Raw genomic sequence first — 25,533 nt, 5'->3', positions numbered from 1 at the left:
GCATTTTTTGCTGTTTTAGCATTCAGTGTTTTTTTCTTAGCAGAGTATGTTTTAGGTCTTGACGGAGATAAAAGAATTGAGATTTTGTTCTTAATCAATATGTTATTTATCGTGACGAACTAATTGCTCAGTGTAACTTATAAAAATGGTAACAATATGAAATACAAGCATTTGATCTTGTCCTTAAGCCTGATAATGCTGGGGCCATTGGCTCATGCGGAAGAAATTGGTTCGGTCGACACCGTATTTAAAATGATCGGCCCGGATCACAAAATTGTCGTAGAAGCCTTTGACGATCCCGATGTGAAAAACGTCACCTGTTATGTGAGTCGGGCGAAAACCGGCGGTATTAAAGGAGGATTAGGTCTGGCGGAAGATACTTCCGATGCGGCCATTTCCTGCCAGCAGGTAGGACCGATTGAACTGTCGGATCGCATTAAAAACGGCAAAGCTCAGGGCGAAGTCGTGTTCAAAAAACGGACTTCTCTGGTCTTTAAGTCGTTACAGGTCGTGCGTTTCTATGACGCCAAACGCAACGCGCTCGCTTACCTGGCTTACTCCGACAAAGTTGTCGATGGTTCACCGAAAAATGCCATCAGCGCCGTTCCTGTCATGCCGTGGCGACAATAACAGAGGCGATTTATGCAACGGGAAACGGTCTGGTTAGTGGAAGACGAGCAAGGGATAGCCGACACGCTGGTCTACATGTTGCAGCAGGAAGGTTTTGCCGTCGAGTTCTTTGAACGGGGCTTACCGGCGCTGGATAAAGCGCGCCTGCAGGTTCCTGACGTTATCATTCTCGATGTCGGCCTGCCTGATATTAACGGTTTCGAACTGTGTCGCCAGTTGCTGGCGCTGCATCCTGCGTTGCCCGTGCTGTTTCTGACCGCCCGTAGTGAAGAGGTGGATCGCCTGCTTGGGCTGGAGATTGGCGCTGACGACTACGTGGCTAAACCATTTTCACCCCGCGAAGTGTGCGCCAGAGTGCGCACCTTACTGCGTCGGGTAAAGAAGTTTTCTACGCCGTCTCCCGTCATCCGTATTGGTCATTTTGAACTGAATGAACCTGCGGCGCAGATAAGCTGGTTTGACACGCCATTAACGCTGACGCGGTACGAATTTTTATTGCTGAAGACGTTACTCAAGTCGCCAGGCCGCGTCTGGTCACGCCAGCAATTGATGGATAGCGTCTGGGAAGATGCACAGGACACTTACGATCGCACCGTCGATACTCACATCAAAACGCTGCGCGCCAAACTGCGCGCTATAAATCCCGACCTTTCGCCGATTAATACTCATCGCGGAATGGGATACAGTCTGAGGAGCCTGTAATGCGCATCGGGATGCGCCTGTTGCTGGGCTATTTTTTACTGGTGGCGGTGGCGGCCTGGTTCGTACTGGCAATTTTTGTCAAAGAAGTTAAACCGGGCGTGCGAAGGGCGACGGAAGGGACGCTGATCGACACCGCAACGTTGCTGGCGGAGCTGGCGCGTCCCGATTTGCTCTCTGGTGACCCCGAGCATGGACAACTGGCACAGGCGTTTAACCAGCTACAAAATCGCCCGTTTCGCGCCAATATCGGCGGCATTAACAAAGTGCGCAATGAATACCATGTCTATATGACCGATGCGCAGGGCAAAGTGTTGTTCGATTCGGCAAATAAAGCTGTGGGGCAGGATTATTCCCGCTGGAATGATGTCTGGTTAACGTTGCGTGGTCAGTATGGCGCGCGTAGCACTTTGCAAAATCCTGCCGACCCCGAAAGTTCTGTAATGTATGTTGCCGCGCCGATTATGGACGGCTCGCGGCTAATTGGTGTTTTGAGCGTAGGCAAACCGAACGCAGCGATGGCGCCGGTCATTAAACGCAGTGAGCGGCGAATTTTATGGGCGAGTACCATTTTGTTGGGGATTGCGCTGGTGATTGGCGCGGGAATGGTTTGGTGGATCAACCGCTCTATTGCCCGGCTCACCCGCTATGCTGATTCCGTTACCGACAATAAACCCGTTCCTCTCCCTGAACTCGGCAGTAGCGAGCTGCGTAAGTTAGCGCAGGCGCTGGAAAGTATGCGCGTGAAGCTGGAAGGGAAAAACTATATTGAGCAGTATGTTTACGCATTAACCCATGAGCTAAAAAGCCCACTGGCGGCGATTCGTGGCGCGGCGGAAATTTTACGTGAAGGCCCACCGCCGGAAGTAGTGGCTCGCTTTACCGATAATATTTTGACGCAAAATGCGCGAATGCAGGCACTGGTGGAAACGTTATTACGTCAGGCAAGACTGGAGAATCGCCAGGAAGTGGTTCTTTCTGCGGTTGACGTAGCGGCATTATTTAACCGTATCAGCGAAGCGCGCACCGTGCAGTTGGCAGAAAAAAATATCACTCTGCATGTTATGCCCATTGAGGCTAACGTTGCTGCTGAACCTGCGTTACTGGAGCAGGCGCTGGGGAATTTACTGGATAACGCCATCGATTTCACTCCCGATCATGGCTGCATAACGCTTAGTGCAGTGGCAGAGCAGGAGCAAGTCACGCTTAAGGTGCAGGATACCGGCAGTGGCATTCCTGACTACGCGCTGTCGCGCATTTTTGAACGCTTTTACTCTTTACCACGTGCAAATGGGCAAAAAAGTAGTGGGCTGGGGCTGGCGTTTGTCAGCGAAGTTGCCCGTTTGCTCAATGGCGAAGTCACGCTGCACAACATGCCGGAAGGCGGTGTGCTGGCCTCGCTTCGGCTTCACCGTCACTTCACATAACTTCAAATTCTTCCCACATAGCCTTCATACACTGCCGCCATTGCAAAGGAGAAGACTATGTTGAAATCCCCCCTGTTCTGGAAAATGACCACTTTGTTTGGCGCGGTGTTGCTGTTGTTAATTCCATTAATGTTGATTAGGCAGGTGATTGTCGAACGTGCCGATTACCGTAGCGATGTTGAAGATGCGATTCGTCAAAGCACCAGCGGGCCACAAAAGTTGGTTGGGCCGCTTATCGCTATTCCTGTGACCGAGCTTTATACGGTGCAGGAAGAGGATAAAACTGTGGAGCGGAAACGAAGTTTTATCCGTTTTTGGTTACCTGAGTCATTGATGGTTGATGGCAATCAGAATGTGGAAGAACGCAATATAGGGATTTATTCCGGCCAGGTCTGGCACAGTGATTTAACGCTGAAAGCCGATTTTGACGTTTCGCGTCTTAGCGAACTTAATGCGCCAAATATCACCTTAGGCAAGCCGTTTATCGTGATTAGCGTTGGTGATGCGCGTGGCATTGGCGTGGTGAAAGCGCCTGAACTTAACGGAACTGCGCTGACTATTGAACCCGGCACCGGGTTAAAGCGAGGCGGGCAGGGCGTGCATATCCCTTTACCCGAAGGAGACTGGCTGAAGCAGAACCTGAAGCTGAATATGGCGCTTAATTTAAGCGGTACTGGTGATTTTTCTGTGGTGCCGACGGGACGTAATAGCGAGATGACCTTAACCAGCAACTGGCCGCACCCCAGTTTTTTAGGCGATTTTTTGCCAGCGAAGCGGGAAATAAGTGCATCCGGTTTTCAGGCGCAATGGCAAAGTAGCTGGTTTGCTAATAATCTCGGTGAGCGTTTTGCTTCAGGCAATGATAGCGGCTGGGAAAATTTCCCGGCGTTTAGCGTCGCAGTCACTACGCCAGCCGATCAGTATCAATTAACGGATCGGGCGACCAAGTACGCCATTTTGCTGATCTCGCTAACTTTTATGGCCTTCTTTGTCTTTGAAACATTAACGGCAAAGCGTTTACACCCGATGCAATATTTGCTGGTAGGGCTGTCATTGGTGATGTTTTATTTGCTCTTGTTGGCGCTTTCTGAACATACCGGTTTTACCGTGGCCTGGATAATCGCCAGTCTGATTGGGGCGTTAATGAACGGTATTTACTTGCAGGCAGTATTAAAAGGTTGGCGGAACAGCATGTTGTTTACCTTCGCGCTGTTATTGCTGGATGGCGTGATGTGGGGACTGCTGAATTCTGCCGATAGCGCGCTGTTGTTGGGAACCAGTGTGCTGGTGGTGGCGCTGGCAGGCATGATGTTTGTGACACGTAATATCGACTGGTATGCGTTTTCACTGCCGAAAATGAAAACCAGTAAAGAAGTCACAACGGACGATGAGTTACGCATCTGGAAATAATGTTGAAAATAAAAACGGCGCTAAAAAGCGCCGTTTTTTTGACGGTGGTAAGCCGATTAATCTTCCAGATCACCGCAGAAGCGATAACCTTCACCGTGAATGGTGGCGATGATTTCCGGCGTATCCGGCGTAGATTCGAAATGCTTACGAATACGACGGATTGTCACGTCTACAGTACGGTCGTGCGGCTTCAGCTCACGGCCGGTCATTTTCTTCAGCAGTTCAGCACGAGACTGAATTTTGCCTGGATTTTCACAGAAGTGAAGCATGGCGCGGAACTCGCTGCGCGGCAGTTTGTACTGCTCGCCATCAGGGCCGATCAACGAACGGCTGTTGATGTCCAGTTCCCAACCATTGAACTTGTAGCTTTCAACGCTACGACGTTCTTCGCTGACAGTACCCAGATTCATGGTACGAGACAGCAAGTTGCGTGCACGGATAGTCAGTTCACGCGGGTTGAACGGTTTGGTGATGTAATCGTCTGCACCGATTTCGAGGCCGAGAATTTTATCGACTTCGTTGTCACGGCCAGTCAGGAACATCAACGCAACATTCGCCTGCTCGCGCAGTTCACGCGCTAACAGAAGACCGTTCTTACCCGGCAGATTGATATCCATGATCACCAGGTTGATGTCATATTCAGAGAGGATCTGATGCATTTCCGCGCCATCTGTCGCTTCGAAAACATCATAGCCTTCCGCTTCGAAAATACTTTTCAACGTGTTGCGTGTTACCAACTCGTCTTCAACGATAAGAATGTGCGGGGTCTGCATGTTTGCTACCTAAATTGCCAACTAAATCGAAACAGGAAGTACAAAAGTCCCTGACCTGCCTGATACATGCTGCAAATTAACATGATCGGCGTAACATGACTAAAGTACGTAATTGCGTTCTTGATGCACTTTCCATCAACGTCAACAACATCATTAGCTTGGTCGTGGGTACTTTCCCTCAGGACCCGACAGTGTCAAAAACGGCTGTCATCCTAACCATTTTAACAGCGACATAACAGGCTAAGACGTGCCGGACACCCAATAAAACTACGCTTCGTTGACATATATCAAGTTCAATTGTAGCACGTTAACAGTTTGATGAAATCATCGTATCTAAATGCTAGCTTTCGTCACATTATTTTAATAATCCAACTAGTTGCATCCTACAACTAATAAACGTGGTGAATCCAATTGTCGAGATTTATTTTTTATAAAATTATCCTAAGTAAACAGAAAGATATGTAGCGTTTTTTAACAATTGAACGGTTAGTACAGTCAAGAAATAGTTTAGCTTTTTTTAAGTTAAGTAAAGGGCTTTTTCTGCGACTTGCGTTAATATTTTGTAAATTCTCTCCGCGCAGTAAGTTGACATTCATCACTCTATTCGCGGTTATTTGGTCAAGAAGAGTAGCAACATGCGTTTGACGATTATTCTGGTTGCACCCGCCAGAGCAGAAAATATTGGGGCAGCAGCGCGGGCAATGAAAACGATGGGTTTTAGCGAACTGCGGATTGTCGATAGTCAGGCACACCAGGAGCCAGCCACCCGATGGGTTGCGCATGGTTCCGGTGATATTATTGATAATATTAAAGTTTTTCCGACGCTGGCTGAATCGTTACATGACGTAGATTTCACTGTTGCCACTACAGCGCGTAGTCGGGCGAAATATCATTACTACGCGACCCCGGTGGAACTGGTGCCATTGTTGGAAGAAAAATCGGCGTGGATGAATCACATGGCGCTGGTCTTTGGTCGTGAAGATTCCGGGCTGACCAACGAGGAACTGGCACTGGCTGATATTCTTACTGGTGTGCCAATGGTGGCAGATTACCCTTCGCTCAATCTGGGGCAGGCGGTGATGGTCTATTGCTATCAATTAGCAACATTAATACAACAACCGACGAAAAGTAACGCAACGGCAGACCAACATCAACTGCGCGCTTTACGCGAACGTGCCATGTCGTTGTTAACGACGTTAGCGGTGGCAGATGACACAAAACTGGTCGACTGGTTACAGCAACGTCTGGGGCTTTTAGAGCAACGGGATACCGCAATGTTGCATCGTTTGTTGCATGATATTGAAAAAAATATCACCAAATAAAAAACGCCACGTCATGTGGTTTTTAGGTTTTCATTCTGACTGCAACGGGAAATCTGTCTCTGAGTGGATTAAAAAAAGAGTGCCTGCCAGCAGCTTATGAACTGGTTGCCTTCCGTGAGTAAATTAAAATTTTATTGACTTAGGTCACTAAATACTTTAACCAATATAGGCATAGCGCACAGACAGATAAAAATTACAGAGTACACAACATCCATGAAACGCATCAGCACCACCATTACCACCACCATCACCATTACCACAGGTAACGGTGCGGGCTGACGCGTACAGGAAACACAGAAAAAAGCCCGCACCTGACAGTGCGGGCTTTTTTTTCGACCAAAGATAACGAGGTAACAACCATGCGAGTGTTGAAGTTCGGCGGTACATCAGTGGCAAATGCAGAACGTTTTCTGCGGGTTGCCGATATTCTGGAAAGCAATGCCAGGCAGGGGCAGGTGGCTACAGTCCTCTCTGCTCCCGCCAAAATAACCAACCATCTGGTGGCGATGATTGAAAAAACCATTAGCGGCCAGGATGCTTTGCCTAATATCAGCGATGCCGAACGTATTTTTGCCGAACTTCTGACGGGACTCGCCGCCGCCCAGCCGGGTTTTCCGCTGGCGCAACTGAAAACTTTCGTCGATCAAGAATTTGCCCAAATCAAACATGTTCTGCATGGTATCAGCCTGTTGGGACAGTGCCCGGACAGCATCAACGCTGCGTTGATCTGCCGTGGTGAAAAAATGTCGATCGCCATTATGGCCGGTGTACTGGAAGCGCGCGGTCACAACGTTACCGTTATCGATCCAGTCGAAAAACTGCTGGCAGTCGGTCATTACCTCGAATCTACCGTCGATATTGCTGAATCCACCCGCCGTATTGCGGCAAGCCGCATTCCGGCTGACCACATGGTGCTGATGGCAGGCTTCACCGCCGGTAATGAAAAAGGCGAACTGGTGGTGCTGGGACGTAATGGTTCCGACTACTCCGCTGCGGTACTGGCTGCCTGTTTACGTGCCGATTGTTGCGAAATCTGGACGGACGTCGACGGGGTCTATACCTGCGACCCGCGTCAGGTGCCCGATGCGAGGTTGTTAAAGTCGATGTCCTATCAGGAAGCGATGGAGCTTTCCTATTTCGGCGCTAAAGTTCTTCACCCCCGCACCATTACCCCCATCGCTCAGTTCCAGATCCCTTGCCTGATTAAAAACACCGGAAATCCACAAGCGCCAGGGACGCTCATTGGTGCCAGCCGTGATGAAGATGAATTACCGGTCAAGGGTATTTCCAATCTGAATAACATGGCGATGTTCAGCGTTTCTGGTCCCGGAATGAAAGGGATGGTCGGCATGGCGGCGCGCGTCTTTGCAGCAATGTCACGCGCCCGCATTTCAGTGGTGCTGATTACGCAATCGTCTTCCGAATACAGCATCAGTTTCTGCGTTCCACAAAGCGACTGCGCACGCGCTGAACGGGCAATGCAGGAAGAGTTCTATCTTGAACTGAAAGAAGGCTTACTGGAGCCGCTGGCAGTGACGGAACGGCTGGCTATTATCTCGGTGGTGGGCGATGGTATGCGCACGCTGCGTGGGATCTCGGCGAAATTCTTTGCCGCGCTGGCTCGCGCTAATATCAACATTGTCGCCATTGCCCAAGGGTCTTCTGAACGTTCAATCTCCGTAGTGGTAAATAACGATGATGCGACCACTGGTGTGCGCGTTACCCACCAGATGCTGTTCAATACCGATCAGGTTATCGAAGTGTTTGTGATTGGCGTTGGTGGCGTTGGCGGCGCGCTGCTGGAGCAACTGAAGCGTCAGCAAAGCTGGCTGAAGAACAAACATATTGATTTACGAGTCTGTGGCGTTGCCAATTCGAAGGCGTTGCTGACCAATGTGCATGGTCTTAACCTGGAAAACTGGCAGGAAGAACTGGCGCAAGCTAAAGAGCCGTTCAACCTTGGGCGCTTAATTCGCCTGGTGAAAGAATATCATCTGCTGAACCCGGTCATTGTTGACTGCACCTCCAGCCAGGCGGTAGCGGATCAATATGCCGACTTCCTGCGCGAAGGTTTCCACGTTGTTACGCCAAACAAAAAGGCCAACACCTCATCGATGGATTACTACCACCAGTTGCGTTATGCGGCGGAAAAATCGCGACGTAAATTCCTCTATGACACCAACGTCGGTGCGGGATTACCGGTCATTGAGAATCTGCAAAACCTGCTCAACGCAGGTGATGAGTTGATGAAATTCTCCGGCATTCTTTCTGGTTCGCTTTCTTACATCTTCGGCAAGTTAGACGAAGGCATGAGTTTCTCCGAGGCGACCACGCTGGCGCGCGAAATGGGTTATACCGAACCGGATCCGCGTGATGATCTTTCTGGTATGGATGTGGCGCGCAAACTGTTGATTCTCGCCCGTGAAACCGGACGCGAACTGGAGCTGGCGGATATCGAGATCGAACCTGTGCTGCCCGCAGAGTTTAACGCAGAGGGTGATGTTGCAGCTTTTATGGCGAATCTGTCACAGCTCGACGATCTCTTTGCCGCGCGCGTGGCGAAGGCTCGAGATGAGGGCAAAGTTTTGCGCTATGTTGGCAATATTGATGAAGATGGCGTCTGCCGCGTGAAAATTGCTGAAGTGGATGGCAACGATCCGCTGTTCAAAGTGAAAAATGGCGAAAATGCCCTGGCCTTCTATAGCCACTATTACCAGCCGCTGCCGTTGGTTCTGCGCGGATACGGCGCGGGAAATGACGTTACGGCTGCCGGTGTCTTTGCCGATCTGCTACGCACCCTCTCATGGAAGTTAGGAGTCTGACATGGTTAAAGTTTATGCTCCGGCTTCCAGTGCCAATATGAGCGTCGGGTTTGATGTGCTTGGCGCGGCGGTAACGCCTGTTGATGGTGCATTGCTCGGAGATGTAGTGACTGTTGATGCGGCAGAGACATTCAGTCTCAACAACCTTGGGCGGTTTGCCGACAAGCTACCGTCAGAGCCACGAGAAAATATCGTTTATCAGTGCTGGGAGCGTTTTTGCCAGGAGTTGGGCAAGCAAATTCCAGTGGCGATGACCCTGGAAAAGAATATGCCGATCGGTTCTGGCTTAGGTTCCAGCGCCTGTTCGGTGGTCGCGGCACTGGTAGCAATGAATGAACACTGCGGCAAGCCGCTCAATGATACCCGCTTACTGGCCTTGATGGGCGAGCTGGAAGGGCGTATCTCTGGCAGCATTCATTACGACAACGTGGCACCGTGCTTTCTTGGTGGTATGCAGTTGATGATCGAAGAAAATGGCATCATCAGCCAGCAAGTGCCGGGGTTTGATGAGTGGCTGTGGGTGCTGGCGTATCCGGGGATTAAAGTCTCGACAGCAGAAGCTCGAGCGATATTACCGGCGCAGTATCGCCGCCAGGATTGCATTGCGCACGGGCGACATCTGGCGGGCTTCATTCATGCCTGCTATTCCCGTCAGCCTGAGCTTGCCGCGAAGTTGATGAAAGATGTTATCGCTGAACCCTACCGTGAACGTTTATTGCCAGGTTTCAGGCAGGCGCGGCAGGCGGTTGCGGAAATCGGCGCGGTAGCGAGCGGTATCTCTGGCTCCGGTCCGACCTTGTTCGCTTTGTGTGACAAGCCGGATACCGCCCAGCGCGTTGCCGACTGGTTGGGTAAGAACTACCTGCAAAATCAGGAAGGTTTTGTTCATATTTGCCGGCTGGATACGGCGGGCGCACGAGTACTGGAAAAATAAATGAAACTCTACAATCTGAAAGATCACAACGAGCAGGTCAGCTTTGCGCAAGCCGTAACGCAGGGGTTGGGCAAAAATCAGGGGCTGTTTTTTCCGCACGAGCTGCCGGAATTCGGCCTGACCGAAATTGATGAGATGCTGAAACTGGATTTCGTCACCCGTAGCGCGAAGATCCTTTCGGCGTTTATTGGGGATGAGATCCCGCAGGATGCACTGGAAGAGCGTGTTCGCGCGGCGTTTGCCTTTCCGGCTCCGGTTGCCAAAGTTGAAAGCGATGTCGGTTGTCTGGAACTGTTCCACGGGCCAACGCTGGCATTTAAAGATTTCGGTGGTCGCTTTATGGCGCAAATGCTGACCCATATTGCGGGCGATAAGCCAGTGACCATTCTGACTGCAACCTCCGGCGATACCGGGGCGGCAGTGGCTCACGCTTTCTACGGTTTACCGAATGTAAAAGTGGTTATCCTCTATCCACGCGGCAAAATCAGTCCCCTGCAAGAAAAGCTGTTCTGTACGCTGGGCGGCAATATTGAAACCGTTGCCATCGACGGCGATTTCGATGCCTGTCAGGCTCTGGTGAAGCAGGCGTTTGATGATGAAGAACTGAAAGTGGCGCTGGGGTTAAACTCCGCTAACTCCATTAACATCAGCCGCTTGCTGGCACAAATTTGCTACTACTTTGAAGCTGTGGCGCAGTTGCCGCAGGAAGCGCGCAACCAGCTGGTTGTCTCGGTGCCGAGCGGTAACTTCGGCGATTTGACGGCAGGTCTGCTGGCGAAATCACTCGGTCTGCCGGTGAAGCGTTTTATCGCTGCCACTAACGTGAACGATACAGTGCCGCGTTTCCTGCACGACGGGCAGTGGTCGCCAAAAGCCACCCAGGCGACGTTATCCAATGCTATGGATGTTAGCCAGCCGAATAACTGGCCGCGTGTGGAAGAGTTGTTCCGCCGGAAAGTCTGGCAACTGAAAGAGCTGGGTTATGCAGCGGTGGATGATGAAACCACGCAACAGACGATGCGCGAGTTAAAAGAGCTGGGCTATACCTCAGAACCGCACGCTGCTGTGGCTTACCGTGCGCTGCGTGACCAGTTGAATCCAGGCGAATATGGTCTGTTCCTCGGCACCGCACATCCGGCGAAGTTTAAAGAGAGTGTGGAAGCGATTCTCGGTGAATCGCTGGCGCTGCCAAAAGAGCTGGCAGAACGAGCTGAATTACCACTGCTTTCTCATAATCTGCCCGCCGATTTTGCCGCGTTGCGCAAGCTGATGATGAATCATAAGTAGTATCCATTAATTTCCTGAAAATGGCCGGGCTTGCGTTTATGCAGTTCGGCTTTTTTATGGAGAAAATATGAGAAAAATCGACAGAAAAAAAGGAGAAATTTTCAATAAATGCGGTAACTTAGCTCTTTCAATTGTAGAGAATGACAACGGGGATTCTTTTACCGTAAGCTCCTCATATCGGCCCATAACTGGCAATGATAAAAGGAGTCACCTGTGAAAAAGATGCAACCTATCCTGCTCGCACTTTCCCTGATTCTGGTCGCTCCTATGGCAGCGCAGGCTGGGGAAATAATGCTAGTACCATCAGTGAAATTACAGATTGGCGATCGCGACCACCGTGGTTATTACTGGGATGGCGGTTACTGGCGTGACCGTGACTGGTGGTATCGAAATTATGAATGGCGAGACAATCGCTGGCACCCACACGGATCGCCGCGTCATAATTGGTATAATGATCATCGAAATGATCACCGTGGAGATCATCGACACGATCACGGCGGCGATCATCGTCCAGGTCCGGACAGGCACCATCGGTAAATATAAATGCCGGATGACCTCCGGCATTTGAGACTGATGACAAACGCCAAATTGCCTGATGCGCTACGCTTATCAGGCCTACGTGATCTCTACAATATATTGAATCTACATGTTTTGTAGACCGGATAAGGCGTTTACGCCGCATCCGGCATTTACCACAAACTTAACGCAGTTCGTAGCGTTTAAACACCAGTTCGCCATTGCTGGAACTGGCTTCATCGAAGAAGTAACCTTCACTATTAAAACCAGTCAGTTGCTCTGGTTTGGTCAGGCGATTTTCAATAATAAAACGACTCATCAGGCCACGCGCTTTCTTAGCGTAGAAGCTAATAACCTTAAACTTACCATTCTTCTCATCGAGGAACACCGGCTTGATAATCTCAGCATTCAGTTTCTTCGGTTTCACCGATTTAAAATACTCATCTGACGCCAGGTTAATCACTACCTGATCGCCTTGCGCTTCAAGTGCCTCGTTCAGCTTGTTGGTGATCACATCACCCCAGAATTGGTACAGATCTTTGCCCCGGGCGTTTTCAAGACGGATACCCATCTCCAGACGATATGGCTGCATTAAATCGAGCGGGCGCAGTACGCCATACAAACCGGAAAGCATACGCAAATGCTGCTGGGCAAAAGCGAAATCGTCTTCACTGAAGGTTTCGGCCTGTAAACCGGTGTAGACATCGCCTTTGAACGCCAGAATCGCCTGTCGGGCATTTTCTGGCGTGAAATCTGGCTGCCAGTCATGAAAGCGAGCGGCGTTGATACCCGCCAGTTTGTCGCTGATGCGCATCAGCGTGCTAATCTGCGGGGGCGTCAGCTTCCGCGCTTCGTGAATAAGCTGCTGAGAGTTGTCTAACAGCTCCGGCAACGTATAGCGCGTGGTAGCCAACGGGCTTTGATAATCAAGCGTTTTCGCAGGTGAAATCAGAATCAGCATATCCAGTCCTTGCAGGAAATTTACAGCGACTGTAGCAAAAAAAGCGGATGAATTGATCGATAGTTGTGATTAGTCCCGCGAAACATCATCCCACGTATCAGGCGCGAGTTGCTGGTCGATATCCGGGTAGCGCAGTGGATCAAACACCGGACGCACACCAAGTTTGCGCTGGCGAAGATAATCACTGGCAATGGTATGCACTACCGGAGAGAGCAGCAAAATAGCGGTCAGATTAGTGATAGCCATACACGCCATAATAATATCAGCCAGTTGCCACATCATGGGTAGGCTAAGTAGCGTGCCACCAATCACGGTGGTAAAGATGCAGATACGCAGGCACCAGATCGCTTTGGGGCTGTTCAGGCGTAAAAAGAAAAGGTTATTTTCTGCATAAATGTAATTGGCGACGATGGAGCTGAAGGCAAACAGAATTACCACTATTGTGACAAACTCTGCTCCCCAGGAACCCATTAGTGCTCGCATCGCTTTCTGGAGAAGTTGTATACCCTCCAGCGGCATATAGGTTGTACCGTTTCCGGCCAGTAATATCAGCATGGCGCTCGCCGTGCAGATGACCAGGGTGTCGATGAAAATGCCGATCATCTGGACAATGCCTTGCGCAGCTGGATGCGGCGGCCAGGATGCCGCTGCTGCCGCTGCGTTTGGTGTCGAACCCATTCCCGCCTCATTAGAAAACATACTGCGCTGAAAGCCGTTTGTAACCGCCTGACTCAGGGTGTAGCCCGCCGCGCCGCCTGCCGCTTCCTGCCAGCCAAAGGCGCTTTCAAAAATAGACCAAATGACGTGAGGAAGTTGCTCGATATTCATCGCACAAATGGCCAGACTGGCGAGTACCCAGATTAATGCCATCGCGGGGACAAACCATTGCATCAGTCGGGCTACACCATGAATACCGTGGGTTATCGCCAACAGGGTAAAGACGGCGAGAATGATGCCAGTTACTAATGGTGGAACATCAAACGCAAAATTCATCGCGCGGGCAACGGCGTTTGCCTGAACACCGCTGAAAATCAATCCGTAGGCAATGAGCAAAAAGATAGCGAATAGCACGCCCATCCAGCGCATCCCCAATCCACGCGCCATATACCATGCTGGACCACCGCGAAACTGCCCATTAGCGTCACGTTCTTTATAAAGCTGGGCAAGGGAACATTCTGCAAAAGAGGTCGCCATGCCGATAAACGCGGCAATCCACATCCAGAAGATGGCACCTGGCCCTCCGGCAGTAATGGCCAACGCAACACCTGCGAGGTTACCGCTGCCGACGCGCGCGGCAAGACTGGTGCACAGTGACTGAAAAGAGGTTAAGCCACCCGGTTGGGGATGAACGCTATTTTTGAGACTTTTGCCAAACTGGCGAATATAGCGAAACTGAACGAATCCGGTGCGAAAAGTGAACCAGCAACCTGCACCGAAGAGCAGGTAGATCATCACTGATCCCCATAGAACATTGTTAATAAAAGAGAAAAAATCAGGCATTCGTATCCCTCTTGTCGCCGGCACGCGGTTACATTCCTGTGTAAACGTTACCAATTGATTAAGAATTATATACGATGTGCATTGGTAGATAACGCCTGGGTAGCATACTCGAGTTTTTGTTTAAAAATGGCGAGCGATATCAACGCAGTGTCAGAAAACCTAAACAGTCTCGCCTGGCTATAACCCTCTCGTCTGCGGTTGCGCTGTCGTTGCGTCGTGATATCATCAGGGCAGACCGGTTACATCCCCCTAACAAGCTGTTTAAAGAGAAATACTATCATGACGGACAAATTGACCTCCCTTCGTCAGTACACCACTGTAGTGGCCGACACTGGGGACATCGCGGCAATGAAGCTGTATCAACCGCAGGATGCCACAACCAACCCTTCTCTCATTCTTAATGCAGCGCAGATTCCGGAATACCGCAAGTTGATTGATGATGCTGTCGCATGGGCGAAACAGCAGAGCAACGATCGCGCACAGCAAATCGTGGACGCGACTGACAAACTGGCCGTAAACATTGGTCTGGAAATCCTGAAACTGGTTCCTGGCCGTATCTCCACTGAAGTTGATGCGCGTCTTTCTTATGACACTGAAGCGTCAATTGCGAAAGCAAAACGCCTGATCAAACTTTACAACGATGCGGGTATTAGCAACGATCGTATTCTGATCAAACTGGCGTCTACCTGGCAGGGTATCCGTGCTGCTGAACAGCTGGAAAAAGAAGGTATCAACTGTAACCTGACTCTGCTGTTCTCCTTCGCTCAGGCGCGTGCTTGTGCGGAAGCGGGTGTGTTCCTGATCTCTCCATTCGTTGGTCGTATTCTGGATTGGTACAAAGCGAATACCGATAAGAAAGAGTACGCGCCGGCAGAAGATCCGGGCGTGGTTTCTGTCTCTGAAATCTACCAGTACTACAAAGAGCACGGTTACGAAACTGTGGTTATGGGCGCAAGCTTCCGTAACATCGGCGAAATTCTGGAACTGGCAGGCTGCGACCGTCTGACCATTGCACCGGCACTGCTGAAAGAGCTGGCTGAGAGCGAAGGGGCTATCGAACGTAAACTGTCTTACACCGGCGAAGTGAAAGCGCGTCCGGCGCGCATCACCGAGTCCGAGTTCCTGTGGCAGCACAACCAGGATCCAATGGCAGTAGATAAACTGGCGGAAGGTATCCGTAAGTTTGCTGTTGACCAGGAAAAACTGGAAAAAATGATCGGCGATCTGCTGTAATCATTCTTAGCGTGACCGGGAAGTCGGTCACGCTACCTCTTCTGAAGCCTGTCTGTCACTCCCTTCGCAGTGTATCATTCTGTTTAACGAGACTGTTTAAACGGAAAAATCTTGATGAATACTTTACGTATCGGCTTAGTTTCCATCTCTGATCGCGCGTCCAGCGGCGTTTATCAGGATAAAGGCATCCCTGCACTGGAAGAATGGCTGACATCAGCACTGACAACGCCATTTGAGCTGGAAACCCGCTTAATCCCTGATGAGCAGGCGATCATTGAACAAACCCTGTGTGAGCTGGTGGATGAAATGAGTTGCCATCTGGTACTCACTACGGGAGGGACTGGGCCGGCGCGCCGTGACGTGACGCCTGATGCAACGCTGGCAGTAGCTGACCGCGAGATGCCGGGCTTTGGTGAACAGATGCGCCAGATTAGCCTGCATTTTGTGCCGACGGCGATCCTTTCGCGCCAGGTGGGGGTGATTCGTAAACAGGCACTGATCCTTAACTTACCCGGTCAGCCGAAGTCCATCAAAGAGACGCTGGAAGGGGTGAAGGATGCCGAGGGTAATGTCGTGGTGCACGGTATTTTTGCCAGCGTACCGTACTGCATTCAGTTGCTGGAAGGGCCATACGTTGAAACGGCACCTGAAGTGGTTGCAGCATTCAGACCGAAGAGTGCAAGACGCGAAGTTAGCGAATAAAAAAATCCCCCCAAGCGGGGGGATCTCAAACAATTAGTGGGATTCACCAATTGGCAGAACGGTGCGGCCAAACTGCTCGTTCAGCACTTCACCCATCGCCAGATAGATTGCGCTGGCACCGCAAATCAGGCCAATCCAGCCTGCGAAATGGATGATGGCAGCGTTACCGGCAATGTTACCGATAGCCAGCAGGGCAAACAGTACGGTCAGGCTGAAGAAAACGAATTGCAGAACGCGTGCGCCTTTCAGCGTGCCGAAGAACATAAACAGCGTAAAAACGCCCCACAGACCCAGGTAGACACCAAGGAACTGCGCATTTGGCGCATCGGTCAGACCCAGTTTCGGCATCAGCAGAATCGCAACCAGCGTCAGCCAGAAAGAACCGTAAGAGGTGAATGCGGTTAAACCGAAAGTGTTGCCTTTTTTGTACTCCAGCAGACCGGCAAAAATTTGCGCGATGCCGCCGTAGAAGATGCCCATAGCAAGAATAATACCGTCCAGGGCGAAATAACCCACGTTGTGCAGGTTAAGCAGAATGGTGGTCATGCCGAAGCCCATCAGGCCCAGCGGTGCCGGATTAGCCAACTTAGTGTTGCCCAAGTTTGAAAAGATGATATTCTCAGAATGTCTATTATTCAAAGTGTTAGCCATGAAAAAACTTTATTCCTATATACGTTGGTCTACTGACAAACAAACAGGGAATACATCCCTGGAGCGTCAGACTGAAAAAGCGAAACAATACGCTGCAATTCATGGTTTGGAGTATGTCCAGATCCTTGATGCAGGCGTCTCTGCGTTTCGGGGTAAGAATACTACACAAGGTGCGTTTTCTGGATTTATTAACGCTGTTAAAGCTGGGGTTATTTCATCTGATTCATGGCTGTATGTTGAGAATCTCGACCGCCTAACAAGACAGGACGTCATGACGGCTCTGAATCTATTCACTAGCTTGTTAAAGTTGGGGCTGACAATCGTTACTGGTATGGATGGGAAAATTTATACAGAGGAGAGTATTAGTAACAACGTTAACGATTTAATTATGTCTCTTTTCTTGTTCAGCCGAGCAAATGAAGAGTCACTGACTAAGCAAAAACGTGCTTATGAAACCACATTGAAGCTGATTGAGCGACATAAATCGGGGCTACCTACGAACATAAAAAGTGCTGGCTCAACTCCTTTCTGGATTGATGCAACAGGGCCAAATACTGAAGCAGTAAAGCCACATCCAATATACTTTAAGGCCGCAAAAGAGGCTGTGAGATTGTTGCTTTCGGGGTGGGGTAACTATCGGGTAGCAAATTACCTCAATGAAAATAGCGACATTTACCCGCCGCCGCCGGGTAAAAAGACACGAAATAAAAATAGAGAAGCTCGTTGGACTGTACCGAATATCAAAAAAATGCGATTAAATCGGGCACTGATGGGGGAAAAAGTCTTAACATTGAACAATGTTACTTATCATCTGGAGGATTATTTTCCGCCTGTCTGTACGCCCGCTGAATTTGCACGGCTTCAAGATGTTGCTTGCAACAACAAAATGCCACAAGGTTGTAAGAAAAAAGTTATAACACTGCTTTCTGGTATGGGGATTTTACGTTGTGGTCACTGTGGCGGTGCGATGACTTCATTCAGTAAGCAAGGAAAAATTCGCTACCTGTGTGAGTCGGGTAAGAAAAGAATGTCTTCCTGTAAAGCTTGGAGTGTTTCAGGCGAGTTGGTCGAACGTTGTTTGTTATACCCACTTATCAGTGGATATATGTCGTTAGTAATAGAAGATCAGAATGCGGGAGAGTCGCTTGCAGATCAGATTGATTCGAAACGTAGCGAATTGGAGCTTGTCGAATCCCAGATTGGAAATCTGACAACAGCAATTACAATGGGAGGGAATCTGGAGTCTTTGGTCACCCAGCTCCAGGAACTGGAGTCGCGTAAACGTGGGCTACTGTTGGAACTGGACAAATTGAGTCAACGTGAGCTTTTACAAGGTTCTCGTGAGCAACAAATTGAAAAAATAGTAGATACTGTAGAGATGCTCACCCCGCAATTGCTTGAGGATACAACGCACCCAAATCGATTGAATATTCGTGAAGTTGTGCGAGCAGTGATCAGTAGTGTGACAATCAGTAAAGCGAAAGATAAGACGTTGACTCTTAGATATGAGATTTATGATAGGCAACGCTACCTTTTCGAGGGGCAAATCAAAACTGACAATAATGGTAATAAGCTTTGCGGATATGCAATGTATGTTGAAACTCCGGTTTTCTCAGATAGAGTTCCACCAGAAGTGATAAAGAAGTATCGTGACTCAGGTAAATTGTTAGTACAAAAAATAGATGAAATGTTAATTGGTTTTCCTCGAATAAATCCATCATGCTTCGTTAGTAAGCAGTAGATGCTTGGTAGGGGCGGCGTCCCCTATAGAGTCCCATCACGGCGCTAACTAAATAGTTGCTATTGCATTTTATTTCTTAAGTGATATAGTGAACTTAGGCGCCAGCCTAAGTTTTGGACAGCTTAAAAAAGGCAGTAGTCATTCTTTCTTAAACCTTATTCATAGTGTCAGATCTGGCAAATGGTTAAAGGTAACAAAATGTCCAATGCCAAACCTTAAATGATTGCCAAAAGATCTGATGTGTTGGAGTGGTTTATCATGAATGATGCAATCAAAGCAATTTGCTACAACATTTCCATTAATACATCCTTAAAACGCTCTCATACCCGCGAAGTCATTGCTGCTCTCTTAGGTTATGCCAGCTATGCGGCAATGCTTGAAGAAGACAAGAATCCACCTCGTAAATATAGCCTTGCGGATGCAGAATACATCGTTCTAAATATGCCCTTGGGTATGGAAAGAGCGAAAAAGTTCGGTGTGTCTGATGATAACTTTGGTGTCTTTATCTCAGAGTTAAAGGCCGGCTTGTCTGTGAAAGTATCTGAATCAGTGGATGATTTTTATGATGATCATATTCGGGAAATTCTTGAAGAGGCGATATATCAAGATGCAGCAGAATCCGGGGAAATGGCTGAAAGTAATGCTTATTTTCCTGATTATCCCGACATGGATTATGACCTTGTAACTAGCGGTGATCTTTGGAAGTCGGTTGAAGAATGGTCAATTTCTGATACGGGAACACTTTCAGGCGAGTATGAGCTCGAAGAAGAACAGATGTACAACGGGCATCAGCTTAACGTTCAATGTAAGTTAACGTTTATGAAAGCAGGGCGTGCAGGGCTAGTTTTATTGGATGACATAACAGAGTGCTCTACGTCACGCGATTATTCATGGTTGGACGATGAACCATTGGATATTGATGATTAACACCCTTTAAAGAATCCAGCCAATCGGCTTTATTCGTTGGCTGGTTGCTTTTTGTAGTCATCAATAGTGAAAGTTTTCACACTGGAACAGTGTTTGCTTTTGGTCACATAGTTAATAAGTAAACGCTGTTCTCATATCTACAGAACTTCTTACCGTTCTCCGTTTCGATCAGCCAAATTCTGAGTGGGACGTAATCCGCGAAAAGTTTCACAAGAATTTCGGTCGCCATCTCGTTAAAACGGTTTTTGCCTTGGGCTATTTCTATGTTGCATCCTGTTGTTCACTGTCGGAACAGGGCTACTCAGTTATGGCATAAGGCACCAGCAAATGGTTGTCTTCTACCAAGGACACGAGTTTACAAGTTGCGACTGAATAGTTATACATCCTGCATTGCCGTTAAACGGCAACAACAAACCACAAAACATTAACTTTCCCCCTCTCTGATTGTTCGTTATCTCCTAATGATTGGCTACTTCTCTTCGTTTTCTCTTAGAGGATTTTCAACGACTTAATTGATCAGTTTTACCGATCGGTTTTATAATATTGATCGATCAAAATGATCGATAGTGTTATTTCACATTAATATCAATGTGTTACACATATTCATGGAGGCTAATTTTGAGAAAGTTCTTGGTGTTACCTTTCATGTTCTTTCCGTTCATGTCTTTCGCTGATGGGGGAGCTACTTCAGGCATACAGCCATATCCTGAATATGTGGCGAATTATGTTAAAACGCTAATTACTGAAAGTTGTGAACGGGCGTTGAAAGGTGAGCCTGAAGATGTATTGATAAAGCAGGCAACACAGGGGATGAAGAAGAATACTCCGAGCTACTACTCTGTTTACAATTCAGTAGTTGATGGAGCCAGCGCAGGGGCTGCACTCAAAGTTAAAGGGAGTTTGATTACAAAAGATAAGATTGCTATTGATAGCTGTGGTGGGATTGCCACTTACATCTCAATGCAAAAAGATTTTATAAAAACGGTGGTTGCAGAAATGGTGAATCTGGAACAATCGCAAGCTGCCAATAGTGAATCAAAGAAAGCCGTTTCTGATAATCATATTTATCGAACAACAGCAAAAGCCCTAGCTGAGTTATATGACGCCAATGAAGTCGCCGCCGATAATGAAATTGGTGGGCGTAAAGTAGAAATCACAGGTACAGTCCAGGAAATAGCTAAGAATTTTACAAATGATGTAATCGTTCGGCTGGAAAGTGGCAACCGTTTATTGCCTGTAATGTTAAGCATGGAAGATTCAGAGAAGCCAAAAGCCTCAAAACTGAAGAAAGGGCAGAAGATAGTTGTTACCTGCGAAAAGATGCAGTTGTTCATTGGTGCACCATCAGGTAGTAACTGTACATTCGTACAATAAACACGTATATCGTGATGTAGAACATTTCGGTGTCAGTTATAAGCTAATTTGTAGCATGGCAGGTATCCTTTAATGGCATATAACGAATTGAAAATAAAAAATATTTATTTCTATTTTTATATGGTAGTTCCATTGCTTTGTCCAATAGTTTACTTTCTCACAACGGATGCTCAGATTGCTATAATTGTTTTCTTTGTAACCGCTCTTATCTGTGCAGAACTTGACTTAAAGGAGATAGCTAATGTTCATAGGGCGTCAGTTCCCAAGTTTGTAAATCCTGCTATTAGTGTTCTCTTTTTCCCGCCACTGTATGTTTACAGTAGAGCTCAATTTGCAGGCGTTAAGTCGAGTAACCGATGGGGATGGTTTTTTGTTTACATTGCCATTGCGTTGAGTTGTGTTCCTGTTGTTGGTGCTTTGGCTTACAGCAAAGAGCTTAAAGTAGGTGCGTGTGAACTTACGACTTCAATATTGAAAGATGAAGGAAGTGATGTGAAATGTCTTGTTGTTGAAGATGTTAAAGAAATCACTGATAAGCATTACCGCGCTAAGGCTGTATTATCCAATGGCGTAGATATGCCTATTGTCATTGAAGAGGATGATGATGGGTATATTTACGTCAAGCTAGTCCCCTTGAGCGATCTATTCGATTTATTCGATTAACTACTTTGGGGGAATTACCTGCTTTCCTCCTGAACACTTCATCATGTTATCAACCATAGCGCATGAGCAGCACGGTCTAATATCGGTCACGCTAGCAAGCATCGAGTAGCCCTAAAATTGAAAATATCGGTGAGGGATTCTGTAGTCTCCTTTGAGTAGACGCAATTGATACGTGTCGTTGATGTTGGAACTGAGTATCAAAATTTCTTTGCTTTAACTTATTTGATACTGTATCATTGATGTCATTGATATGAGACTTTTTGAGGGGGCTATGGGAACTTTCGGGTATGTACGAGTAAGCAGCAAAGATCAGAATGAATCACGCCAGATTGAAGCGTTAGAAACACTGGTTGATGAGATTTTGATTGATAAGGCCAGCGGTAAGAATGCAGACAGGCCAGCTTTAAAAGAGTTAATGAGTAAAGTTCGCTCTGGTGACACAGTTCGAGTTAAAAGCGTTGACCGTCTGGCACGTAATACCCGTGACCTTCTGGATATACTGGATGAACTGACTACAAAGGGCGTGAGAGTTGAGTTTATAGATAATCACATGACTTTTGATGATTCCCCCACCAGCAAGTTCATAACCACCATGTTAGGAGCCGTTGGTGAACTGGAGCGTTCTTTCATTCGTCAAAGACAGGCAGAGGGTATCAAGATTGCAAAGGCGAAGGGAGTGTTCAAAGGGCGACAAAAAGATGATGAAATCCGCAAGAAGGTCGCTGAATATTTGGCTAAGGGAACATATACCAACGAAGAGATTTATAAGTTAGTTGGATGTGGGCGAGCTACATTTTTTCGAATCAAGAAGGAATTAAGTAAATCTCTGTAAATTGAAATATATGGCAGATTCTTAAGTGTATTAGCTCAGACTTGATCTGACGGTTTTCACTGGTAGCACACTATCAAATCTGACAGTCTGCTATGAGCGAAAAGCAGACATTTTTATAGCAGGAGAAACTAATACCGGACGGGAGTTTTGTTAGACAGATAAAAAGCCGCTAGTGCGGCTTCGTGATCAGGAACCGGATGGAGGAATCCAGCCATGCTACAAAGCAAGCACCTGCCATTCGGGGTGTTTTGCCTGAATAAACCCTTATCATGCCGAGATCCTTAATATGTGTAGCAATAGTTTGTGTTTTTTTTAGTATATTAATCGCTTCCTGATACCCCCTGACATCCGTTATAAATTTATGAATTAAAAATGTTAAATCTTACTTAGTGGTCATCTAAAATAAGATGATATTATTAACTTACGGAAGCATTTTATAGTATCTATAAAATATCCTTTTCTAGTCTTCGGTGAATTCAGAAAAAGACACATCTGGCGGGTTAGCTAGAGCTTTACCAATGGCTTTCAAGACCGGAATCAGTACATGAATGACATGAGAATCATTCGGAACCCCATAAATAAAATATTGAAACTCATAACGTTTGTCAACAAAGAAGCAATTAATGTCTTTAAAGAATTTCTGCAAATCAGTTGGCGTTTTTATTGAGTGGCTTTCTAGCAAAACCTCTTGCATTACACGCTCTTTTAACTCATCGCTAAGAGCGTTAAAAAGAAAGTGTAAATCGTGTTTCTGATATTCTTTTGGAACCTCTAATCGTGAGTGCCACATAGTAACACGATTTTCTTCCTTATAATCAGCTTGTTCGACTTGGCCATTTTTAACGATGAAATCAAACGGTGCTGAGACCCTTTTGACAAAGAAAGCTTTAAAATAAAGCTCAATTGCAAAAGTTGCGTTGGTGAAAATGACATTCCGCTTAACGTCATGCGTGTCCAGTGGCTCTTTAGCAAGGCTGATTGCAACCTCGCTAAATGCCTTTGCTGTATCTGCAATGTGCTGGGGAGAAACATAGATTGTTGAGTCGAAACCAGGGTTTTCGAATTTTTTAGACATTATACTTTCACTCCATGAGGAAAACTTATCAAAAAAACATCACGATGTTATGTGAGACCTACCAACAAGGATAGTAATATTTACTTTGATTATCTCTAAACTAAGACATCAAGGGATACCCAATGTCCGTTTTTGGCACGGAGCTGCCTGTCAGATTAGGTTTAGATCTGTGCGATAGCTGTGTCAGATCAAATCTGAGCTAATAGATCTAAGTGCAAACGCCCTCTGATGGCTGGGGCATTTGATAAAACTTCAGAAATAACCGGCGTCATTTCTTTTCAAACTTATCTTCCCACTGCTCTTTGTTCTCTTCGTAGTAGTTGTTTAATTCAGTATGCTCCAAGTGTTTGCTGCTATCCATATCTAACTCAGATTTAGCGGTATCAATCAAGCTACAGAGAGATTTTCTGTTATCTTTACTTTCTTTGAAATTATGTTTTTTTAACCAGTAGTCCAATTCATGATCTTGCTCTTTTGAAATGTGCTTACCAATCGGATGTGTCATAACAACTCCATTTTAAAATGTACAAATTGCCATACTATTATTGTGGTTTTGGGTGAGTTTTCAAGAGTAGAGTATTGTTTTTTTATAGGTAATTGATTTGGGAAAGTTGTAAACAATAACTTGAGTTCGAAGGTTGACAAGATTGAGGATTTTCTGATTATGATGAAAATTATGTGCTGTATTTAAAAACTAATCTAAGATAGCGGGGAGAAAGCGTTGTTAAACGCGCTACAAAGGGCCTACAGCGCGTTTTTTTGGTATAGGCAAGGAGAATGTTTTTTTGTTTACGGCCTTAGAGGCTGCTATATTAATTATTTCGCGAGCGAGTTATTCTGTTACGAAGTTGCGAGGTTGAATGCACTCGATCGTATTTTCCTGTTTGATACTTCCCGCGAACTTTAGCCAGATACGATAGCCAATAGATCGGTCCCTCCAGTGTTTCAGGTTGACCGCGCTCAATAACATAATGGTTTGGGTATTCGGCCTTCTTCTTCGCTAAATGCACCAGCGTATGCTCACCACCAGTTAGTTGACACCAGATATCAATGATTGCGCTTCCCACTCCGTATGATCTCCCTCCCAATCGGTTTATTTGCCGATGTGGTAGTGCAATCCAGCAATGGTAATGGTCTTTTTCTACCTCATGTCTCTCACGCACCCAACTGAAAGCGAATTCATTGATTGGGCTTGTTACACCTTCTGGTCTTTTAGTTTTTGACTTGAGACGCTCGCGCAATTTCTTAAATAGCTGTCGTACCCATTTGTTGCTTTCTTCTACGGCAGTACCATCAGGCAGACGCAAATCGAAGCGACTCAAGAAGACTCGACTGTAACTAGATAACATGGCATCAAGTTCCTCTACTATCGGCCTGAGGATATCTAACCGAACACCGGATTTCTCCGTAGTGTTGATTTGGTACGCGTGACCATTATGATAAAACGTATCACCAGCAATGACTGGATACCTACCGTGAGTGTGAGTTATGACTGTGTAAGGCGTGGTTTGTGTGATCTGTGATTGCACTGACTGCGGATGTACTAATTCTAACAATATACCTCCTCTTACTTTACATAAATTTACTCTCATCTGTTAAATACTGATCCATATAACATATAGTTATTACCATTAGACCACCGACAAATGCTGCTACCATGATGACTATAAAGGTGCATGAATAAAGGGTTCGCAGGCAAATAATGGCATCAGTATTTTTTCGTACAAAGTTTACAATTCAAATTATTCCATTATCTATATTATAGTCAAGTGTATCGATATGCAAGGATTTTTTATCCGTTGGTGCTTTTCGGGTTTGCATCCACAATTTTTTGATTTTTGGATGGCGTTAATATGGTTTGGTGTATCAGTTAGCGGTGTTGCAGGTTGGACAATGGTTAGTGCGTTCAGCGGTCAAAAGATACCACCGACAGACACCCAAACGGTCAACGATGAAATCAACCAAACTAAAATCAGCAATGCGGACAAGTTTCTATAGATAGTTGATAAAGGAATATCCGTTAGCTGTGACAGGCCTGAAAGCTGTAACTGGGA

The 25,533-nt window shown here is 47.1% G+C and carries 25 protein-coding genes and 1 other annotated feature; of the genes, 18 read left to right on the top strand and 7 right to left on the bottom strand.

Features of this window, described 5'->3' with window-relative positions:
• The first annotated feature begins 156 nt into the window (after positions 1-156).
• From creA to creD, 4 genes are read left to right on the top strand one after another with little or no spacing between them, the layout of a single operon-like run.
• A complete protein-coding gene (gene creA / locus HEM79_RS03850; RefSeq protein ID WP_000875485.1) occupies positions 157-630 on the top strand; it encodes a protein CreA in 474 nt (157 codons plus the stop codon).
• 12 nt (positions 631-642) lie between these two features.
• Positions 643-1,332, top strand: a complete 690-nt coding sequence (creB, locus tag HEM79_RS03845) for a two-component system response regulator CreB (RefSeq protein ID WP_176241826.1) — start codon at positions 643-645, stop codon at positions 1,330-1,332.
• Positions 1,332-2,756 (top strand): two-component system sensor histidine kinase CreC, encoded by a 1,425-nt coding sequence (creC, locus tag HEM79_RS03840; RefSeq protein ID WP_176241825.1) that lies wholly within the window; start codon positions 1,332-1,334, stop codon positions 2,754-2,756. The genes creB and creC overlap by 1 nt, the downstream gene beginning before the upstream one ends.
• Before the next feature lie 57 nt (positions 2,757-2,813).
• Entirely contained in the window at positions 2,814-4,166 is a 1,353-nt protein-coding gene (gene creD, locus HEM79_RS03835; protein ID WP_176241824.1) for a cell envelope integrity protein CreD, read from the top strand.
• 56 nt (positions 4,167-4,222) lie between these two features.
• On the opposite strand, the gene arcA is transcribed toward creD, so the two are convergent.
• Positions 4,223-4,939, bottom strand: coding sequence for a two-component system response regulator ArcA (arcA, locus tag HEM79_RS03830; RefSeq protein ID WP_001194358.1), 717 nt, complete (start codon positions 4,937-4,939; stop codon positions 4,223-4,225).
• 95 nt (positions 4,940-5,034) lie between these two features.
• Here arcA and yjjY point away from each other — a divergent pair, with 95 nt between their 5' ends.
• The 7 genes from yjjY to HEM79_RS03795 all read left to right on the top strand — a co-directional run bounded on the left by yjjY (position 5,035) and on the right by HEM79_RS03795 (position 11,841).
• Positions 5,035-5,175 (top strand): YjjY family protein, encoded by a 141-nt coding sequence (gene yjjY / locus HEM79_RS03825; RefSeq protein ID WP_001303782.1) that lies wholly within the window; start codon positions 5,035-5,037, stop codon positions 5,173-5,175.
• Positions 5,176-5,574: 399 nt separating this feature from the next.
• Complete coding sequence (locus tag HEM79_RS03820; protein WP_176241823.1) at positions 5,575-6,261, top strand: tRNA/rRNA methyltransferase; 687 nt, start codon at positions 5,575-5,577, stop codon at positions 6,259-6,261.
• 213 nt (positions 6,262-6,474) lie between these two features.
• Positions 6,475-6,540, top strand: a complete 66-nt coding sequence (gene thrL, locus HEM79_RS03815; RefSeq protein ID WP_001386572.1) for a thr operon leader peptide — start codon at positions 6,475-6,477, stop codon at positions 6,538-6,540.
• Positions 6,476-6,595: a sequence feature (Thr leader region), on the top strand. Its footprint overlaps the gene before it by 65 nt.
• 25 nt (positions 6,596-6,620) lie before the next feature.
• Positions 6,621-9,083: a bifunctional aspartate kinase/homoserine dehydrogenase I gene (thrA, locus tag HEM79_RS03810; RefSeq protein ID WP_176241822.1), complete on the top strand. Its 2,463-nt coding sequence runs from the start codon at positions 6,621-6,623 to the stop codon at positions 9,081-9,083.
• Between the two features lies 1 nt (position 9,084).
• Positions 9,085-10,017 (top strand): homoserine kinase, encoded by a 933-nt coding sequence (gene thrB, locus HEM79_RS03805; RefSeq protein WP_176241821.1) that lies wholly within the window; start codon positions 9,085-9,087, stop codon positions 10,015-10,017.
• On the top strand, positions 10,018-11,304 hold the full coding sequence (gene thrC, locus HEM79_RS03800; RefSeq protein WP_176241820.1) for a threonine synthase: 1,287 nt from the start codon (positions 10,018-10,020) through the stop codon (positions 11,302-11,304).
• Between the two features lie 213 nt (positions 11,305-11,517).
• A complete protein-coding gene (locus HEM79_RS03795; protein ID WP_176241819.1) occupies positions 11,518-11,841 on the top strand; it encodes a DUF2502 domain-containing protein in 324 nt (107 codons plus the stop codon).
• A 163-nt stretch (positions 11,842-12,004) separates the two neighbouring features.
• Here the strand turns inward: HEM79_RS03795 and yaaA are convergent, their stop codons facing one another.
• Positions 12,005-12,781, bottom strand: a complete 777-nt coding sequence (gene yaaA / locus HEM79_RS03790) for a peroxide stress protein YaaA (RefSeq protein ID WP_016159424.1) — start codon at positions 12,779-12,781, stop codon at positions 12,005-12,007.
• A 69-nt stretch (positions 12,782-12,850) separates the two neighbouring features.
• Positions 12,851-14,281, bottom strand: a complete 1,431-nt coding sequence (locus HEM79_RS03785; RefSeq protein ID WP_176241818.1) for an alanine/glycine:cation symporter family protein — start codon at positions 14,279-14,281, stop codon at positions 12,851-12,853.
• 279 nt (positions 14,282-14,560) lie between these two features.
• Between HEM79_RS03785 and tal the strand changes: the two genes are divergently transcribed.
• Together tal and mog are read left to right on the top strand one after the other, a co-directional pair.
• Positions 14,561-15,514: a transaldolase gene (tal, locus tag HEM79_RS03780; protein WP_000130187.1), complete on the top strand. Its 954-nt coding sequence runs from the start codon at positions 14,561-14,563 to the stop codon at positions 15,512-15,514.
• A 114-nt stretch (positions 15,515-15,628) separates the two neighbouring features.
• Positions 15,629-16,216, top strand: coding sequence for a molybdopterin adenylyltransferase (gene mog, locus HEM79_RS03775; RefSeq protein WP_001094685.1), 588 nt, complete (start codon positions 15,629-15,631; stop codon positions 16,214-16,216).
• Between the two features lie 33 nt (positions 16,217-16,249).
• Here the strand turns inward: mog and satP are convergent, their stop codons facing one another.
• Positions 16,250-16,816: an acetate uptake transporter gene (gene satP / locus HEM79_RS03770; RefSeq protein WP_000528538.1), complete on the bottom strand. Its 567-nt coding sequence runs from the start codon at positions 16,814-16,816 to the stop codon at positions 16,250-16,252.
• A 49-nt stretch (positions 16,817-16,865) separates the two neighbouring features.
• On the opposite strand from satP, the gene HEM79_RS03765 reads away from it, so the two are divergent.
• The 5 genes from HEM79_RS03765 to HEM79_RS03745 all read left to right on the top strand — a co-directional run bounded on the left by HEM79_RS03765 (position 16,866) and on the right by HEM79_RS03745 (position 22,404).
• Positions 16,866-18,608 carry a recombinase family protein gene (locus HEM79_RS03765; protein ID WP_172823320.1) on the top strand — a complete coding sequence of 581 codons (1,743 nt, stop codon included), beginning with the start codon at positions 16,866-16,868 and terminating at the stop codon, positions 18,606-18,608.
• A 258-nt stretch (positions 18,609-18,866) separates the two neighbouring features.
• Positions 18,867-19,535, top strand: a complete 669-nt coding sequence (locus HEM79_RS03760; RefSeq protein WP_140159818.1) for a hypothetical protein — start codon at positions 18,867-18,869, stop codon at positions 19,533-19,535.
• A 618-nt stretch (positions 19,536-20,153) separates the two neighbouring features.
• On the top strand, positions 20,154-20,909 hold the full coding sequence (locus tag HEM79_RS03755) for an OB-fold protein (RefSeq protein ID WP_089558761.1): 756 nt from the start codon (positions 20,154-20,156) through the stop codon (positions 20,907-20,909).
• 72 nt (positions 20,910-20,981) lie between these two features.
• Entirely contained in the window at positions 20,982-21,572 is a 591-nt protein-coding gene (locus HEM79_RS03750) for a hypothetical protein (RefSeq protein WP_000323889.1), read from the top strand.
• Positions 21,573-21,843: 271 nt separating this feature from the next.
• Complete coding sequence (locus HEM79_RS03745; RefSeq protein ID WP_028132707.1) at positions 21,844-22,404, top strand: recombinase family protein; 561 nt, start codon at positions 21,844-21,846, stop codon at positions 22,402-22,404.
• A gap of 460 nt (positions 22,405-22,864) precedes the next feature.
• Here the strand turns inward: HEM79_RS03745 and HEM79_RS03740 are convergent, their stop codons facing one another.
• The 3 genes from HEM79_RS03740 to HEM79_RS03730 all read right to left on the bottom strand — a co-directional run bounded on the left by HEM79_RS03740 (position 22,865) and on the right by HEM79_RS03730 (position 25,035).
• The gene (locus HEM79_RS03740) at positions 22,865-23,479 is read right to left on the bottom strand and encodes a hypothetical protein (RefSeq protein WP_059259244.1); all 615 of its coding nucleotides are present in this window, start codon (positions 23,477-23,479) and stop codon (positions 22,865-22,867) included.
• Between the two features lie 268 nt (positions 23,480-23,747).
• Positions 23,748-23,984 carry a hypothetical protein gene (locus tag HEM79_RS03735; RefSeq protein WP_059259245.1) on the bottom strand — a complete coding sequence of 79 codons (237 nt, stop codon included), beginning with the start codon at positions 23,982-23,984 and terminating at the stop codon, positions 23,748-23,750.
• A 307-nt stretch (positions 23,985-24,291) separates the two neighbouring features.
• Complete coding sequence (locus HEM79_RS03730) at positions 24,292-25,035, bottom strand: YagK/YfjJ domain-containing protein (protein WP_059259247.1); 744 nt, start codon at positions 25,033-25,035, stop codon at positions 24,292-24,294.
• Positions 25,036-25,533: the final 498 nt, after the last annotated feature.

The organism is Escherichia sp. 93.0816 (assembly GCF_013368855.2).
Lineage (GTDB): Bacteria > Pseudomonadota > Gammaproteobacteria > Enterobacterales > Enterobacteriaceae > Escherichia > Escherichia ruysiae.
This window is presented reverse-complemented; position numbering and strand designations above follow the sequence as displayed.

What these genes read in the sequence shown, in the direction of transcription:
- thrC (WP_176241820.1), top strand. Translation starts at nt 10,018, where the DNA reads ATGAAACTCTACAATCTGAAAGATCACAACGAGCAGGTCAGCTTTGCG.
- thrB (WP_176241821.1), top strand. Translation starts at nt 9,085, where the DNA reads ATGGTTAAAGTTTATGCTCCGGCTTCCAGTGCCAATATGAGCGTCGGG.
- creA (WP_000875485.1), top strand. Translation starts at nt 157, where the DNA reads ATGAAATACAAGCATTTGATCTTGTCCTTAAGCCTGATAATGCTGGGG.
- HEM79_RS03765 (WP_172823320.1), top strand. Translation starts at nt 16,866, where the DNA reads ATGAAAAAACTTTATTCCTATATACGTTGGTCTACTGACAAACAAACA.
- yaaA (WP_016159424.1), bottom strand. Translation starts at nt 12,781, where the DNA reads ATGCTGATTCTGATTTCACCTGCGAAAACGCTTGATTATCAAAGCCCG.
- HEM79_RS03740 (WP_059259244.1), bottom strand. Translation starts at nt 23,479, where the DNA reads ATGTCTAAAAAATTCGAAAACCCTGGTTTCGACTCAACAATCTATGTT.
- HEM79_RS03735 (WP_059259245.1), bottom strand. Translation starts at nt 23,984, where the DNA reads ATGACACATCCGATTGGTAAGCACATTTCAAAAGAGCAAGATCATGAA.
- HEM79_RS03785 (WP_176241818.1), bottom strand. Translation starts at nt 14,281, where the DNA reads ATGCCTGATTTTTTCTCTTTTATTAACAATGTTCTATGGGGATCAGTG.
- yjjY (WP_001303782.1), top strand. Translation starts at nt 5,035, where the DNA reads ATGACTAAAGTACGTAATTGCGTTCTTGATGCACTTTCCATCAACGTC.
- HEM79_RS03760 (WP_140159818.1), top strand. Translation starts at nt 18,867, where the DNA reads ATGAATGATGCAATCAAAGCAATTTGCTACAACATTTCCATTAATACA.
- mog (WP_001094685.1), top strand. Translation starts at nt 15,629, where the DNA reads ATGAATACTTTACGTATCGGCTTAGTTTCCATCTCTGATCGCGCGTCC.
- creC (WP_176241825.1), top strand. Translation starts at nt 1,332, where the DNA reads ATGCGCATCGGGATGCGCCTGTTGCTGGGCTATTTTTTACTGGTGGCG.
- HEM79_RS03820 (WP_176241823.1), top strand. Translation starts at nt 5,575, where the DNA reads ATGCGTTTGACGATTATTCTGGTTGCACCCGCCAGAGCAGAAAATATT.
- tal (WP_000130187.1), top strand. Translation starts at nt 14,561, where the DNA reads ATGACGGACAAATTGACCTCCCTTCGTCAGTACACCACTGTAGTGGCC.
- HEM79_RS03750 (WP_000323889.1), top strand. Translation starts at nt 20,982, where the DNA reads ATGGCATATAACGAATTGAAAATAAAAAATATTTATTTCTATTTTTAT.
- creB (WP_176241826.1), top strand. Translation starts at nt 643, where the DNA reads ATGCAACGGGAAACGGTCTGGTTAGTGGAAGACGAGCAAGGGATAGCC.
- thrA (WP_176241822.1), top strand. Translation starts at nt 6,621, where the DNA reads ATGCGAGTGTTGAAGTTCGGCGGTACATCAGTGGCAAATGCAGAACGT.
- creD (WP_176241824.1), top strand. Translation starts at nt 2,814, where the DNA reads ATGTTGAAATCCCCCCTGTTCTGGAAAATGACCACTTTGTTTGGCGCG.
- HEM79_RS03745 (WP_028132707.1), top strand. Translation starts at nt 21,844, where the DNA reads ATGGGAACTTTCGGGTATGTACGAGTAAGCAGCAAAGATCAGAATGAA.
- arcA (WP_001194358.1), bottom strand. Translation starts at nt 4,939, where the DNA reads ATGCAGACCCCGCACATTCTTATCGTTGAAGACGAGTTGGTAACACGC.